The sequence below is a fragment of the Lysinibacillus sp. JNUCC 51 genome (assembly GCF_015999525.1).
GTDB lineage: Bacteria > Bacillota > Bacilli > Bacillales_A > Planococcaceae > Lysinibacillus > Lysinibacillus xylanilyticus.
This window is the reverse complement of the sequence record NZ_CP065545.1, coordinates 3,688,903-3,704,914: the sequence shown is the minus strand read 5'-3', so window position 1 is coordinate 3,704,914 and position 16,012 is coordinate 3,688,903. Positions and strand designations below refer to the sequence as shown.

Annotated in this window: 18 protein-coding genes; 4 read left to right on the top strand and 14 right to left on the bottom strand. The window is 37.2% G+C overall.

Annotation, left to right across the window (positions count from 1 at the left end):
- Positions 1-7 precede the first annotated feature (7 nt).
- From JNUCC51_RS17880 to argF, 6 genes are all read right to left on the bottom strand, one after another.
- A complete protein-coding gene (locus JNUCC51_RS17880) occupies positions 8-832 on the bottom strand; it encodes a transporter substrate-binding domain-containing protein (protein ID WP_337989104.1) in 825 nt (274 codons plus the stop codon).
- A 15-nt stretch (positions 833-847) separates the two neighbouring features.
- The gene (locus JNUCC51_RS17875; RefSeq protein ID WP_100544868.1) at positions 848-1,120 is read right to left on the bottom strand and encodes a glutaredoxin family protein; all 273 of its coding nucleotides are present in this window, start codon (positions 1,118-1,120) and stop codon (positions 848-850) included.
- Between the two features lie 18 nt (positions 1,121-1,138).
- Positions 1,139-2,146, bottom strand: coding sequence for an LLM class flavin-dependent oxidoreductase (locus JNUCC51_RS17870; protein WP_337989103.1), 1,008 nt, complete (start codon positions 2,144-2,146; stop codon positions 1,139-1,141).
- Between the two features lie 46 nt (positions 2,147-2,192).
- Positions 2,193-3,521 (bottom strand): LLM class flavin-dependent oxidoreductase, encoded by a 1,329-nt coding sequence (locus JNUCC51_RS17865; protein ID WP_337989102.1) that lies wholly within the window; start codon positions 3,519-3,521, stop codon positions 2,193-2,195.
- Between the two features lie 198 nt (positions 3,522-3,719).
- The gene (locus tag JNUCC51_RS17860; RefSeq protein ID WP_337989101.1) at positions 3,720-4,607 is read right to left on the bottom strand and encodes a LysR family transcriptional regulator; all 888 of its coding nucleotides are present in this window, start codon (positions 4,605-4,607) and stop codon (positions 3,720-3,722) included.
- A gap of 463 nt (positions 4,608-5,070) precedes the next feature.
- The gene (gene argF, locus JNUCC51_RS17855; protein WP_100544872.1) at positions 5,071-6,036 is read right to left on the bottom strand and encodes an ornithine carbamoyltransferase; all 966 of its coding nucleotides are present in this window, start codon (positions 6,034-6,036) and stop codon (positions 5,071-5,073) included.
- Between the two features lie 592 nt (positions 6,037-6,628).
- On the opposite strand from argF, the gene JNUCC51_RS17850 reads away from it, so the two are divergent.
- From JNUCC51_RS17850 to JNUCC51_RS17840, 3 genes are all read left to right on the top strand, one after another.
- Positions 6,629-7,633, top strand: coding sequence for a serine hydrolase domain-containing protein (locus JNUCC51_RS17850; RefSeq protein WP_337989100.1), 1,005 nt, complete (start codon positions 6,629-6,631; stop codon positions 7,631-7,633).
- 323 nt (positions 7,634-7,956) lie between these two features.
- Positions 7,957-8,481: a P-loop nucleotide/nucleoside kinase family protein gene (locus JNUCC51_RS17845; protein ID WP_337989099.1), complete on the top strand. Its 525-nt coding sequence runs from the start codon at positions 7,957-7,959 to the stop codon at positions 8,479-8,481.
- A gap of 138 nt (positions 8,482-8,619) precedes the next feature.
- The gene (locus JNUCC51_RS17840) at positions 8,620-8,994 is read left to right on the top strand and encodes a peptidylprolyl isomerase (protein WP_337989098.1); all 375 of its coding nucleotides are present in this window, start codon (positions 8,620-8,622) and stop codon (positions 8,992-8,994) included.
- 331 nt (positions 8,995-9,325) lie between these two features.
- Here the strand turns inward: JNUCC51_RS17840 and JNUCC51_RS17835 are convergent, their stop codons facing one another.
- The gene (locus JNUCC51_RS17835; RefSeq protein WP_100544875.1) at positions 9,326-10,414 is read right to left on the bottom strand and encodes a M42 family metallopeptidase; all 1,089 of its coding nucleotides are present in this window, start codon (positions 10,412-10,414) and stop codon (positions 9,326-9,328) included.
- Between the two features lie 320 nt (positions 10,415-10,734).
- A complete protein-coding gene (locus tag JNUCC51_RS17830; RefSeq protein WP_337989097.1) occupies positions 10,735-11,220 on the bottom strand; it encodes a dUTP diphosphatase in 486 nt (161 codons plus the stop codon).
- A 102-nt stretch (positions 11,221-11,322) separates the two neighbouring features.
- Between JNUCC51_RS17830 and JNUCC51_RS17825 the strand changes: the two genes are divergently transcribed.
- The gene (locus JNUCC51_RS17825) at positions 11,323-11,718 is read left to right on the top strand and encodes a sigma-w pathway protein ysdB (RefSeq protein ID WP_100544877.1); all 396 of its coding nucleotides are present in this window, start codon (positions 11,323-11,325) and stop codon (positions 11,716-11,718) included.
- Positions 11,719-11,822: 104 nt separating this feature from the next.
- On the opposite strand, the gene JNUCC51_RS17820 is transcribed toward JNUCC51_RS17825, so the two are convergent.
- From JNUCC51_RS17820 to thrS, 6 genes are all read right to left on the bottom strand, one after another.
- Entirely contained in the window at positions 11,823-12,083 is a 261-nt protein-coding gene (locus JNUCC51_RS17820; protein ID WP_049667525.1) for a DUF1294 domain-containing protein, read from the bottom strand.
- 96 nt (positions 12,084-12,179) lie between these two features.
- Positions 12,180-12,539, bottom strand: a complete 360-nt coding sequence (rplT, locus tag JNUCC51_RS17815) for a 50S ribosomal protein L20 (protein WP_049667524.1) — start codon at positions 12,537-12,539, stop codon at positions 12,180-12,182.
- A gap of 61 nt (positions 12,540-12,600) precedes the next feature.
- Positions 12,601-12,801, bottom strand: a complete 201-nt coding sequence (gene rpmI, locus JNUCC51_RS17810) for a 50S ribosomal protein L35 (RefSeq protein ID WP_004226312.1) — start codon at positions 12,799-12,801, stop codon at positions 12,601-12,603.
- Positions 12,802-12,832: 31 nt separating this feature from the next.
- Entirely contained in the window at positions 12,833-13,336 is a 504-nt protein-coding gene (gene infC / locus JNUCC51_RS17805; protein ID WP_024363824.1) for a translation initiation factor IF-3, read from the bottom strand.
- Positions 13,337-13,631: 295 nt separating this feature from the next.
- Positions 13,632-13,874 (bottom strand): hypothetical protein, encoded by a 243-nt coding sequence (locus JNUCC51_RS17800; protein WP_337989096.1) that lies wholly within the window; start codon positions 13,872-13,874, stop codon positions 13,632-13,634.
- Between the two features lie 110 nt (positions 13,875-13,984).
- Entirely contained in the window at positions 13,985-15,916 is a 1,932-nt protein-coding gene (gene thrS / locus JNUCC51_RS17795) for a threonine--tRNA ligase (RefSeq protein WP_337989095.1), read from the bottom strand.
- Between the last annotated feature and the right edge of the window lie 96 nt (positions 15,917-16,012).

Below are 16,012 nucleotides of genomic sequence, written 5' to 3'. Positions count from 1 at the left end.
ATTTCGTTTAGAAGTCTACCGAATAATCGTCACCTAGCCATTTCTTACTTAACTTACTAATGACGCCTTCTGTCTTTAATTCTCGAATAGCATCATCAAGGCGCTCTTGTAAGACAACCTCATCTTTATTTAATAAGAAGTAAACTTTTGAATTTAATAAAGCATCTCCTACTACCTTTTCCTGTGCTTCATTGCTTTCGTTATAGTACTTTACTGCAAATGGTGTTGTAATGATTGCATCGATTCGACCAGTCGCTAGCTGATTGTGAACATCAACCGAACCCGACGAATAGACAATATTAGCACCTAAATTATGTTCCTTATTGTATTTCTCTATAAAAACAGCAGAGTTACTAGTTGGTGAAACGCTAACGTTTTTCCCTTTCAAATCATCAATGGATTGAATTGAATTATTTTTTGCATTGACTGTTACTTTTAATGGGAATACATTATAAGGCTCTTTATTAAATAGGAATTTTTCCTCTCGTTCACTATTGACTTCCATTTGATGGGCAATAAAGTCAATCTTCCTTGTCTCTAGACTTAGTAATAAATTAGAAAATTCCATTGTTTTAAATTCAAACTCATATTCTGGTAGTTTCTCATCAATAGCGCGCACAAGCTCCACATCATAACCTGTTAATTTCCCCTTGTCATCAATGAAGCAGATATTTGGAAATTGAGTGCCGGTACCAACAATAATTTTTTGAACATCCTTTCCACCTTGTGCTGCATTATTTTCACTAGTATCCCCTTCGGACTTTTCAGAACTTGTACATGCTGTTAAAAGTAAAGCTAGCAACAGTAGTAAATAAAATGATAATTTTTTCATAGAATCCCTCTCTTCTTATGCATGCGACGGTATATCGGCAGCAAGTGCGGCTTTTAAATGCTCCAGCCCAATTTCTGTTACTGCTTTAAAGACACCATTTGATCCAATTTCGACAACCGGAACATAACGGACACCATACTTTGTTTCAAGGATGTCACGGAATGCGTCATTATGTGTTACATCTACTGTTTTGTAAGAAATGCCTTGTTGTTGTAAATATGTTTTCACTTCATCACAATAACTACAGCCTTGCTTTGACCAAACAATTACATCAATATTTTTTGCCATGTTCATTTCATTTCCTCCTTAGCTTACCGCTTCCTTTTGCTGTAAATAGACTGGACTTAATAGCTCAAATGACCGCTCCCGCTCAAATTCTTTCAACACAGGTGTATGCAAGATAAACTCATCAATTTGATAGCGCACATGGTAGTCATCTAATATCGTTTTAATATCATCCGGAGTACCATATAAAATATCTGCATCATATTGCTTCACCGTAAATGACTCTCCAGATTCCTGACCAAATTTCTCTGCTAGCTCTACCGATTGTAAAGTTAGGCTTTTGCCACTAGCTAAATGCACCTTCGTAATTTTTTGATCACCAATAAGTTCTTTCGCCTCCTCTTTTGTAGGGGCTGCAATGGCTGCGATGGAAACGGCAAAATGACCGTTTGGATGATGCTTGCGATAAGCTGTAGCTGCCTGAGCTAATACATCATTATCACTATTTATAAATCGCGCAAAGACAAACGCAATGCCTAGTGTGCCTGCAAGAGCGGCACTTTGTGGACTAGCCCCAAGTAAAAATAACGCTGGCTTTACCTTTGGAATAGGTGTTGCCTGTACTCCAAATAACTCGTGCTCTACTGGTACTGTTTGCTCAATTAATTGCTGTAAAAATGTTAATCTTTCCTCAAAATCTTCGCCTTTATTAAGTGTGCCAAATTGCAATGCCTTCGTAGAGAGAGGTAAACCGCCCGGTGCCTTCCCTATGCCTAAATCAACTCGCCCTGGCTCCAACGATGCGAGAACATGAAAATTTTCTGCTACTTTGTATGGGCTATAGTGCTGTAGCATCACTCCACCCGACCCAATATTGATAGACTTTGTTTTAGCAAGGAGATAAGATACTAATACCTCTGGAGATGACCCCGCTAATGTATCTGTATTGTGGTGCTCTGACACCCAAAAACGCGAGTAGCCCAATTGCTCTGCTTTTTGTGCTAGAGCCACTGTTTTTTGTAAGGTCTGCTCGTTTGTAGCATCCTCAATAATAGGGCTTTGATCTAATATTCCTAATGAATAGCTCATATTTTGCCTCCTTAATTACATTTATTCATATACATTTACTAGGTTTTTAGACAGACTGTTTGACATAACGGCTTTCTTTAAATGGTAAACCTAAGTTACCACGTAATGTGTCTGCCTCATATTCTTCACGGTATAGCCCTCTTGCTTGTAAAATCGGCACAACCTTATCTACAAAATCCTCAAGTGCTCCAGGTACAGTAACGCCTATAATAAAGCCATCAGCCGCCTCTTGCTCAAACCATTCCTGCACGAGATCAGCAACATGCTCTGCTGTACCAAAGAATGCTGTTTTTGGGGTTGCTTCACGTAAAGCAACTTGTCGCAATGTTAGCCCTTCTTGTTTGGCATATTTTTTAATATAATCAGTTGTACTTCTAAAGCTGTTCGCTCCAATATCACCAAGCTCTGGGAACGATGCATCTACATCATATTGTGTAAAATCATGATGATCAAAATATCGACCAAGATAAGCAAGTGCACGCTCTATCGAAACAAGCTCAACGATCTCCTGGTACTTTGCTTCCGCTTCTTCAAGCGTATCACCAATAATTGGAGAGATTCCTGGAAAAATTTTAACTTCTTCCGGATTGCGTCCAAATGCTGCAACCTCAGTCTTTACCCTTTTATAAAATTTCTGTGATTCTTCTAACGACGCACCATGTGTAAAAATTGCATCCGCATCCTTTGCCGCCAACCGAATACCCGCATCTGAAGAACCCGCTTGGAAAATAACAGGCTGCCCCTGCTTAGAACGTGCAATATTTAACGGACCTTGAACTGAAAAATAGTCCCCCTTATGATTTAATGTGTGCAACTTATCAGGATCGAAAAAAACATCATGTTCTATATCTGCAATGAAAGCATCATCTTCCCATGAATCCCACAAGCCCTTTGCCACTTCCAAATATTCCTCAGCAATTTGATAGCGCTCTGCGTGGCTAGGATGCTGCTCGATTGTTTTATTGTAGTTCAAGGCAGTGCTTTCTAATGGTGTCGTAACAACATTCCACCCTGCACGGCCCCCGCTAATATGATCCAAAGAGGCAAATTGGCGTGCAACTGTAAATGGTTCGCTATAGGAGGTTGATACAGTACCCACTAACCCGATGTTTTTAGTTGCTACCGCTAACGCCGAAAGAATTGTTATTGGCTCGAAACGATTTAAAAAATGAGGAATAGATTTTTCATTGATGAACAAACCATCTGCAATAAAAGCAACATCAAATTTCCCCTGCTCCGCCTTTTGTGCCTGCTGAATATAAAACGGCAAGCTTACACTTTGATTACTAGCCACCTTAGGATGACGCCAGCCTGAAATATTACCACCTACACCATGAATAATAGCCCCGAATCGAATTTTGTCCTGTCTCACCATATTTGTTCCTCCTCAATCTTTATTTTTACTAAACATAGTGGTTAAGTATGTTTTATGATTAAAAAAATATTTTATCGATGGTTGCTCATAAATAAAATAGGATTGAGGAAGATAATACAGTTCATTTATTCCATTTGCAATAGGCTACATAATAGAAAAAAATTTACTGTCTTATAAAATATTTTATCAATTCGGATTTTATTGAATGGTTTCATATTGCATTGCAGTTTCTAATATTGTGTTCCAAAAGGCTGGCGCCAGTGCCTCTTTATTTTTATACGTTAAAAAAATGTGTTGATTCATATCAAGTAAATGCTTAACAGCAACCTCAACAAACTCCCCACTTTCAAGTTCCTTTTTTACACAGAGATGTGGTAAGAAGCTCATATACTCTTTCGTACGAATAAATTCTTTCGCTACTTCTAAATGATCGGTTCGCACCTCAATATTTGCTGATACACCCTCTACTTCAAACATTTTATGCACATAGTTCCAATCAAAAGCCCCACATTCAAAAAATACGATTTTCTGTTTTGCCAGTTCCTTTGCTTTCATTAGATTTTGTTGTATAAAGGAATGCTCGCGATGCATTACAAGTTTAACAGCATTACTTAGCAATAGCTCATTGCAAATTCCTTCTCTATGCACGTATTGAATAAGACCAAGATGGATTTGATGACTTTCTAATTTCTCTAAAATTACTGATGTTGAACCTGTGATAATCTGAAAACGTAAATGTGGAAAGTCTTTCTTCCATTTGGGCAATGCGTAAGCTAAAAAATATTGCGCTGTTACTCCATTTGTACCAATGCACACCTCATCAGACTCTTGCGTCTCCTCTAATTGTTTCTTCCCTTGTTGAAAGGTTTGCACAATCTGTGTTGCAAACGGTACAAAGTCCTTGCCTTTATCAGATAGTATTACACTTCGCCCATCGCGATAAAATAACTCTACATTTAACTCTCGCTCCAATGATTTAATACGCGCCGTCACAGTCGGTTGAGATAAAAATAAAGCATTTGCGGCCTTATGAATACTTTTATAATGCACTACATATAAAAATGCTTCAATATGGTCAATGTTCATCTGAAGCCCTCCTCAAATTACTTATTTATCTATTATATAGATAATCGTTTTAATTCTCTATAAAAGATTGGAAAACTAGGAATTATATTTTCAACAAGAAAAAAAGTAACCTAGCGTCTCCCAGGTTACTTTATTATGTAGCGATGTGGTCATCCATCTTGATAACAAACATCACGCGTGGCTTACATCCCTCTGTCTGCAACCACTGTTATGTTATTCACATTGACACCCCCTGTTGCCAATATGAACTCTATCTATATAGTACTTCTCTAATTGAGAAGCATAATGCTTGTTGTCTGTCCTTGCTCGAAAAGTTCATTTATTGCAATCAATTATGCCTCGGCATAATTGCGTCCGGAATCGGCTTTGTGCTTGCACAAAGAACTCCTTTCCGATTCTGTAACATCCGCCGGAGGCATTAACTTCTTTCAGCGATGTTTGTTTGGACATCCGCTGAAAGAAGTTAAGCTAGAATTGATGCTAGCACTGCTTTTTGTGCATGAAGTCTATTTTCTGCTTGCTCAAAGATGTAGGAATTTGGTCCATCTATAACAGATGACGCTACTTCTTCTTCACGATGAGCTGGTAAACAGTGTAGGAACATATAATTCGGTTTTGCATATGCGACAAGCTCATCATTAATTTGATAACCTGCAAAGTCTTCTAGACGTTTTGCAGTCTCCTCTTCTTGCCCCATTGACGTCCATACATCAGCGTACACTACATCCGCGTTTATAACCGCATCTATAGGATCGTTTGTAATAATAATTGTGCTACCGTTTGCTTCTGCGATAGCCTGAGCTTTTGCAATAACCTCTGCATCACATTCATAGCCAACTGGTGTTGCCACTGCCACGTTCATTCCTACATGAGCAGAAGCGACTACTAATGAGTGCGCCACGTTGTTACCGTCTCCAACATATGCAATTTTTAATCCTTTTAGATGACCTTTATTTTCAGCGATCGTTTCTAAATCCGCTAAAGCTTGACATGGGTGATAAATATCCGTTAAGCCATTGATTACCGGTATAGATGCATGTTCTGCAAGCTCCTTTACCATTGCATGAGAGTTCGCGCGAATCATAATACCATCTAAATAGCCTTCTAACACATGTGCTGTATCATAAATCGATTCACCGCGACCAATCTGTAAATCACGCGCATGCATAAACATACCTTTTCCGCCTAATTGATTCATACCTACTTCAAATGAAATACGAGTACGAGTTGAATGTTTCTCAAAAATCATGCCGAGTGTTTTTCCTTCTAGTAACTTCGGACATTTCCCTTCTTTAGTAATCATTTTCAGCTGTGTCGCTAATTCAACTAACTGCTGAACCTCTTCACTTGTATAGTCTAGCAAGGTTAATAGATCCTTACCTTTTAAGCTAGACACTAACTTTAACTGTACTTCTTCGAGTAATTTCATAGCCTTCACTCCTTGTTTCGTTGCTGTTGGGTTTAGTATAACAAATGCATAAATATAAAATCAACTGAATTTTTATGTTTATTTTAAAAAGTTAGACTTTTATCTTCGGATGTGTCAAAAATGCGAATGTTTGAATATTTATGCATATTCCATCTTCGATCGCATAGTTAAGGGAATTGCATTATTGGTAATAACTAATATATATTAGTTATTTAGATGGTAAAATACATGGATAAGGAATTGGTGCTCCTTATCAAAGTAATCAAGTTGAATAAGAACCAATTTAATGTTTATGAAATTATTTTTGCTCGTTATGAGTACATCCGCAGGCTAGTTAGCCAATTAGTAAATTGGCTGAAGCAAAAAAAAGAACAATGAGTAAAAAGGATCGTAGAAAGGTTATTATAGAACTAGATGAACGGGGACATCTTTATTTTCAAAAACAGAGGAAATTGAGCTTGCTATTATTTATAAATATTATACAAAGCTCAATCAGAGGACTTGTTACAATTAAAAGACATACTTTTGAAATTACATTTTATTATTTCAGAGGAGCAGGAAAAAAATAAGCATTCTTAATGGAGGTATTATTGTGGATTTACATAATTTAAAAAAGGACATATTTAAAATTGCTTATCCCTATATAAAAACCCGTCCAAATGTTGCTTTATCCATCGGTATCATTTCTCAAGACCAAGAAGCTACTTTTACTTTCGGTGGCTCGAATTTTATGATGGAAGAAAAGCCTTATATATATGAAGTTGGATCGATTTCTAAAGTTTTTACTACATCCATATTAGGGGAAATGATTCAGGAAGGACAAGTCCATGTAGAAGATTCTATCGGCAAATACTTTTCTGCAATTCCCGATAATCACCCTGTCACACTCAAGCGTTTAGCAAATCACACTTCTGGACTACCAGGAATTGGTGTGCTAAAGAACATTTCCAATCTTTTTGACGCAGAAACCCCTCGTGATCCTTTTTGTCAATATTCATTGAACGAGACTATACATTATTTTAAAACACACACAGACGAGCCAAAAGTTAAATTCAGATATTCTAATGTAGGAATGGGGCTTTTAGGATATATTTTAGCCAATACACTTCATACTGATTATGAAACAGCTATTAAACAAAGATTAGCAGATCCTTTAGATATGCCAAATACATTTATCTCTATCCCTTCTGATAAAGCAGAGGCAGTATTGCAAGGATACACGATCCTTGGACATAAAAAGCCACCGCTCCAAATGAATGAATTTATGGCAGCAGGGGCAGTCCGTTCAACTGTTAATGATCTTTTAAAATTTGCGAAAGTGCATTTAAGTGATGAAAATTTAGGTTATACATTAACACATCAAGCGACTGAAACCTTTTCGGAACATATGGGTATTGGTTTAGGATGGCAACTCGATCACAATATCATTTGGCATAACGGTTCGACGAAAGGTTTCTCTTGTTATCTTGGGTTTGACAAAACACAACAAACTGGCGTTGTTGTTCTTTCAAATTATCGATCGCCTATATTGGCAACGAACCCTAGTCAAATTGGCAAAGATATTTTACAGCTTTTAAATAGATACGTTTTGAAATAATCCGCTTTTTATCGAGAGATATTATGAATTTATTGATATAAACTAACAAAAAGCCCTCAAGCACTTAAGTTTGAGGGCTGTTTTAATAATTTAATTATTGTATAGGATTTTTTTGTATAGAGCTGCGCTTTTTTTTGCTGAATAGACTTCTAAGGCATTAGGGCTATCTCTGTAACAATTAATCTTTCTAGTTATCCATACACATTCATCTCGCACCAATAATTGCAAGTATGTTACACTTTATCAAATGCTGATATTCAGTTATTCAACTAACAAAGCAAGTTATTTTTTATAAAATTATTATTGAAGAGGCGGGATGAAGCTTGTTTTTTGTTCAAATGTCAGGTTTTCCTGGTTCCGGCAAATCTACTCTTTCACGTGAGATTGCCAAAAGAACAGGGAGTATTATCATTGACCACGATATAGTTAAATCGGCTCTATTAAATTCTATTGATGAAGGTTCAATCGATGGAAAGCTCGCAGGTAAGATTTCATATAATATTGATTGGAGCTTAGTTGACTTTCATTTATCACAAGAACAAAACGTAATACTTGATAGTCCATGTCTATATGAAGAATTGGTTGACAAAGGAACAAAACTGTCAGTTAAATATAATGTTAAGTATAAGTATATTGAGTGTTATCTTGATGACTTCGAGAAGATAAATTATAGATTGAAAAATCGTGAAAGAATGGTTAGTCAAATAGCAGAAATAAAATCAGAAGCCGTTTTTATACATACGCTTCAAAGTAGCAAAAAGCCCTCAAACTATAAGTGTATTACTGTGAATACAGGGCAACCATTGGAAAACTATATACAAGAAGTAATGGATTATATAAATAACTGATTACTCTTATGTACACATGTAATTTATACGGCCTATATATTGAATCTAATGATTATCCTTACTCCCTTCGCCTTTCCGTGTTATAATTTCTTTTATACAAGATTTCCAATTAGTTGGAAGGAGGCAGATGAAAAGGTATTGAAAAAGTCATTATTTTTAGTGTTTTTGACAGTATTTATTTTAACAGCATGTAACACATCAACGCTAAGTATTAGTGAAATTGAGATTGTTCCAGAAAAAGTGCAAAAGGTAATTGATGAAAAAAATACACTTCAATTAATCAACGAAGTAGATAAGGATGTCTCTTATATCGTTTTTCGGTCAAAAGGAACAGTTACAACCGACCTTGAAACACAGGGTGATACATTAATAATAAAGTTAGATGTTACGAATCAACAAGATAATGCAATAAAACAACATGTCTATAAATTAACGTTAGACTCTAACCTTGATACGATTAATATTCATATTAATGGAAAAGCTACAACTATTGATAGTGTAACAGGTATATGAGGAGGAATTATCCTCTTTTATACAATCGACACAATGCCCCATCACACATCAATTTAGCACTTACAAGTCCTATTGTTATGCTTCCACAACAATAGCTCCCGTTAATAATTTCTTTACTTCATTCTCTCCTGGTATCTTGCTAGGGGGTTTCTCATGTAAGCTAACAAAATTAAAACGACCAATAAAGCTTATCTACAAGGCTTTGTTCTTTTGTTTGTTTTTGAACGGCTAATATTTTCGTATCAACATTGATGTATTTCATGGGTCTAACCAACGTAAAAAGCCTCCTAACATTTTTGTTAGAAGGCTTTGTTTAGTTCACTTAGCAGTATTAGTCAAAAATAATTTTATTGACTGCATCGCGGTCTAATTTTTTAATAACTTCCACCATTAATTTTACAGCGTTGTCATAATCATCACGATGTAAAATGCCTGCATGTGAGTGGATGTAGCGTGTGGCAATACCGATTGATAGAGCAGGTATACCATTTGCAGTTACGTGGATAGAACCAGCGTCTGTACCGCCACCAGCCATTGCCTCGAATTGATATGGAATATTGTGCTCATCCGCCACATCTAATACAAATTCACGTAAGCCACGGTGTGACACCATTGATGCATCGTAAACAACAATTTGTGGACCAGCGCCCATTTTACTAGTTGATTCTTTTGCAGTTACTCCTGGTGTGTCTCCTGCTACACCTACATCGACAGCAAAGCCGATATCTGGTTGGATTTTATGCGTAGCAGTTTTTGCGCCACGAAGCCCTACTTCCTCTTGAACATTCCCTACAGAATAAAGGATGTTAGGATGCTTTTCATTTTGCAATGCTTTCATAACATCAATTGCAATTGCACAACCAATGCGGTTATCCCATGCTTTTGCTAATAAGTATTTTTCATTTTTCATCACATTAAATTCGAAATATGGTGTTACCATATCGCCAGGACGTACGCCCCATTCAAGTACTTCATCTTTTGAAGCTGCACCAACATCGATAAACATATCTTTAATGTCTACTACTTTGTTACGCACATCTGCAGGTAAAATATGAGGTGGCTTTGAACCAATAACCCCAATAATTTCTTCGCCTTTACGGGTTGTAATTGTTACACGCTGTGCAAGCATAACCTGGCTCCACCAGCCGCCTACAGTTTGGAATTTGATGAACCCTTTGTCATCGATTTGAGTAACCATGAAGCCTACTTCATCTAAGTGGCCTGCAACCATGATTTTTGGGCCATTTTCATCCCCAACTTTTTTTGCAATGACGCTACCTAAATTATCTGTTTCAACTAAGTCTGCATATGGCCCGATGTATTTCTTCATGACCTCGCGAGGTGCACGCTCATTACCTGCAATACCATTCGCATCTGTTAAATCTTTAAACATTTGTAGTGTTGGATCTAGCTGTGTCATCTTTTTGCCTCCTGACTCTTGTATCCCCTCTATTATACTTCGTTTACCGAAATATTCCTAGCTTAATCGTCAGAAAATTGGTGTATTTCTCACTATCAATTATGCCTTGGCATAATTGCGTCTGGAATCGGCTTTGTGCTTGCACAAAGAACTCCATTCCGATTCCATGACATCCGCCGGAGGCTTTAACTTCTTTCAGCGGGCTTTTGGACAACCTCTGAAAAAAGCTTGCATTCACTTTCATCTCACCACCTATTGAGGTCGGAGACTTCTGTACCTGCCGCTACGCTTTCGGTACAAAAGTGATTTGCTGAAAGAAGTTAATACCCTGAACGCTGACGATTATAATTTTCTTCATTTTTTTCTATATATGCGGCAACTACATCTTCAAACGAAAAGCCTAGATTAAACGCAAGTAAACCATAGCATTGCCAGATCGCTAAATATCTATCCTCTGTTGGTTGACTAATAAAAGTTAAAATATAGTCTTGTGTCATTAAAAAGGTCTCTGTTAAATTTCTCTTTTCTTTTATCACGGGCCATTTTTCTATCGCTGTATAACCTTTTAGTAAGCCAAGTGATAGTATAAAATGGATTGAATCCACATATTCTTCTAAAATCACATCACGTTCTGATGCTCCCTTTGTGCTCCAAAACTTAAAGCAACGTGTCTCATTTGCTAGTTCAGCTAGCTCTACCATTAAAGCTAAACCTTTTTCTTTAAATACATCATGTTCTATATTTTGTGTTTTCTCGATGAAATCATCAAGCTCTTTTTGCATTTTAAACAATTGTTGTAAATTCATTTTTTTCTCCTAAATTTCATAAAAATTTTTATTAAAAGTGAAACTAATTGCCCTCTACAATCGTATAGGAAGGAATAACCTTTCTTCAAGGGGGAAATAAATATGTTGCCGTTACTTATTCGTCTTGCTGTTATTGCGCTTATTATCTATGTATTTTATAAAGCGATTCGTTATATAACCGATCCTAAGCGAAAACTTGATGAAGCCTATGAAAAAGGCCAGTATTATTTTTATGATGACGTCAAAAATGTACGAAAAAATTTCTTTATCTCTTATAAGGGTGCTCTTTTCGAAGGTGAAAAATACCTCGGCACTACTGAAGATGCCTTCGAGGTTGTTACGATTTTTGTTGGCGCCCGTGACGCCGCTACACTGCAAGGTTTTACGAAAAGAGACTTTGAATACTTACAGCAAGAAATTCTCTTAAACTATCCGAGCGCAAAAATAAATTGGAAGCAGCCCATTGAAAAGCTTATGCGTAACACATCCTCGGAATGAGGATGTGTTTTTATTTTTTATCAGAATGTTTTCGTGATTTATCGGAACATTTTCTGATTTTATCGGAACATTCTCGAGTTTTATCGGAATGTTTTTGCGATTTATCACCATATTTGTACTAAGATAAAAATTTGAATAGCTGCTAGCAGTGGGAAGCCAAATGCGAAGCTGTTATGACGTGTTTTATGACGGAATAAATACATTCCTAGTACCCCACCTACTGCACCTCCAGCGATTGCTAATGTAAATAATGTGCGTTCTGCAATACGCCATTCATGTTTTTTGGCTTTTGATTTATCCATTCCCATCATAACGAGCAGGACTATAGAAACAATCGCCATATACGCTAATAATGCTTGTCCCATTGAATACTCCTTTTTATTTTCTATTTACTACTACTCTAACACAAAAAAGACTGACGGATAAATCCATCAGTCTTTTGAAAGCATTAATTTGCTTTATTATTTAGCAACAGCTTTTTTAGCAGATTCAGCTAATTGAGTGAATGCTGCTGCATCAGTTACAGCTAGGTCAGCTAACATTTTACGGTTAACTTCGATACCAGCAACTTTTAAACCGTGCATTAAACGGCTGTATGAAAGACCGTTCATGCGAGCAGCTGCGTTGATACGAGTGATCCATAATTTACGGAAATCACGTTTTTTCTGACGACGGTCACGGTATGCATATTGACCTGACTTCATTACCGCTTGGTTTGCAACTTTGTATAATGTATGTTTTGAACCATAGTAACCTTTAGCTAATTTTAAAACCTTTTTACGACGTTTGCGCGTCACTGTTCCGCCTTTTACGCGTGGCATATGAATTACCTCCTGCTTTTCATTTAAAAATGAATGTTAGTATTTTGTTTGTGTAGTCAAATTATTTCATGTAAACAAGTAATGATTTGATGCGTTTGAAGTCACCAGATGAAACGATGTTTGCTTTACGTAGGTGACGTTTTTGTTTTGTAGATTTGTTTGCGAATAAGTGGCTTCCATAAGCACGGTCATATTTTAATTTACCTGAACCCGTTTTTTTGAAACGTTTCGCAGCTCCACGGTGAGTTTTCATTTTTGGCATGTCGAATTCCTCCTAAACTGTTCGTCTAATATTATTTCTCGTTCTTTGGTTGAAGAACTAAGAACATGCTTCGGCCTTCCATCTTCGGTTTTTGTTCAACCGTCGATACTTCAGCACAAGCTTCAGCAAAGCGATCTAATACACGTTGACCAATGTCTTTGTGTGTAATCGCACGACCTTTGAAACGTAGGCTACATTTTACTTTATCGCCTTTTTCAAGGAATTTAATCGCATTACGTAGCTTCGTTTGGAAATCATGCTCATCGATTGTTGGGCTCAGACGAACCTCTTTCATTACGATGACCTTTTGATTTTTACGAATTTCACGGTCTTTCTTTTGCTGTTCAAACTTAAATTTACCATAGTCCATGATACGAGCGACTGGCGGCTTGGCTTGAGGGGCCACAAGGACAAGATCCAAGTTTACACGAGTGGCGATTTCTAGCGCTTCATTACGTGTCTTTACACCAAGCTGGTCACCATTGTGATCGATTAATCGAAGTTCACGTGCGCGAATGCCTTCGTTTACATACATGTCTTTGCTAATAGTAATCCACCTCCAAGTAATTGTCGCGAATACATGGTTTGGGCAAAGCCTTGCCCGGTTGAACGGTACATCCTCTTGTCATGTCCATAAAAAAAGGACGGACACTTTGAAGATGTCCGCCCGCTATATGTGCATGCGCAAGTCTGCGCAAAACAATTCAACGTGTAATACCTGTTCACAGCCCAAGAGCGTTGTATCAGGTGAGAAGCGGGCAGCCTCTACTTCAACCACAAACTTTGTATTCATTAACCTTAACTATATTAACATGTACTTTTATAAGCTGTCAAATATTTTTTTGCTTATTATTAATAAAGTAACCTAAAAATTTATAATCTAAACTATTATAATTGTTCATCTTCATAACGTGAGGTTGATTTCCGTTTCGGCTGGGCGCTTTGTTGTTGCTGTCGCTTCGCTTTCGCACAGATAAAACATTTGTTGCTGTCGCTTCGCTTTCGCACAGAGCTTCCTGGATCGCCCAGACCCCACTCCAATCAACTTTTATAAATAGCATTTGTTTTAACAAGTGTCATCCCAACATTTGGTGATAAAATCAAAAATATTGAAATTAAGATTACCCTTCAAAAATTGCCGGCGAATTCTTATTAATCGAATTCACCGGCAAAATCATTAAAATTATTTTGTAATTTCTGCTTTGATGTTAGCTAAGAAGTCTTGGAAGCTAATTGTTTCTGAGTCTTTTGAGCCGTAACGACGTACATTTACGCCACCAGCCTCTACTTCTTTGTCTCCGATAACAAGCATATACGGGATTTTTTTCATTTGTGCTTCACGGATTTTGTAGCCTAGTTTTTCTTCACGGTCATCCATCTCAACACGTAAGCCCGCTGCAGTTAATTGCTCTTCAATTTGTTTTGCATAATCAAAGTGTGCTTCGTTTGAAACTGGAATAACTTCAACTTGTACTGGTGCTAACCATGTTGGGAATGCACCTTTATATTCTTCGATTAAGAAGGCAACAAATCGTTCCATTGTTGATACAACACCACGGTGAATAACAACTGGACGATGTGGTTTACCATCTTCTCCAACGTAAGTTAAGTCAAAGCGCTCTGGTAATAAGAAGTCAAGTTGAACTGTTGATAAAGTTTCTTCTTTACCAATTGCAGTTTTCACTTGTACGTCAAGTTTAGGACCGTAGAATGCAGCTTCACCTTCAGCTTCGAAGTAATCTAAGCCAAGCTCATCCATTGCCTCTTTTAACATACTTTGTGCTTTTTCCCACATTGCATCGTCGTCGAAGTATTTCTCAGTATCTGCTGGGTCACGGTAAGATAAACGGAATGAGTAATCATTTAAATCGAAGTCTTTGTATACTTCTAAAATTAGCTGTACTACTTTTTGGAATTCCACTTTAATTTGGTCTGGACGAACGAAGATATGTGCATCGTTTAAAGTCATCCCACGTACACGTTGTAATCCAGAAACTGCGCCTGACATTTCGTAACGGTGCATTGTACCAAGCTCTGCAATACGTAATGGTAGGTTACGATAAGAATGCATGCTGTTTTTGTACACCATCATATGGTGAGGACAGTTCATCGGACGCATAATTAATGTTTCATTGTCCATTTCCATTGGTGGAAAAATAGAATCTTGGTAGTGATCCCAGTGGCCAGAAGTTTGGTACAGCTCTTTAGAACCAAGTACTGGTGTATAAACATGTTTATAACCTAGAGATAATTCTTTATCCACGATATAGCGCTCAATAACACGACGGATTGTTGCGCCGTTTGGTAGCCATAGTGGTAAACCTTGACCAACTTTTTGAGAAGTTGTAAATAATTCTAATTCTTTACCGATTTTACGATGATCACGTTCTTTTGCTTCTTCAAGCATTTGTAGGTGATGTTTTAATTCTTCCTTCTTAAAGAATGCTGTACCATAAATACGTTGTAGCATTTTGTTATCTGAGTTACCTCTCCAGTAAGCACCTGCTAATGAAAGAAGTTTGAACTCACGAAGCTTGCCAGTCGATGGTGCGTGGATACCACGGCAAAGGTCGAAAAATTCACCTTGATAGTAAATAGAAACTTGCTCATCAGCTGGAATTGCTTCAAGTAATTCTAATTTGTATTCATCGCCAATTTCTTGATAGATCGCTTGTGCATCTGCACGGCTAACATTTTTGCGCTCGATTTCTAGGTTTTCAGCGATAATTTTTTTCATTTCTTTTTCAATTGCTGGTAGGTCTTCAGCAGTGATTGGAGTTGGTGCATCAATATCGTAGTAGAAACCACCTTCAATAACTGGACCAATACCAAGTTTAACACCTGGGAATAAACGTTTAATCGCTTGTGCTGTTAAGTGTGCAGTAGAGTGACGTAAAATTTCTAATGCTTCCTCATCATCCTGAGTAATAATTGAGATAGCAGCATCCTCTTCAATTGGTGTTTTTAAATCGACTAAGACACCATTTACTTTACCAGCATATGCTTTTTTACGAAGTCCTGGGCTAATTGATAATGCTACGTCATCAGTAGATGTACCTTTTGCAAATTCCTTTACAGCGCCATCTGGGAAAGTTAATTTAATCATATCTGACATTTTTTCGCACTCCTTATAGTTGTTTTGTTGTGATGCATGATTGAAGTCCAAGAATCCCCGGAATAAATCCTTATACAGGTGTTTTAACACCTACTG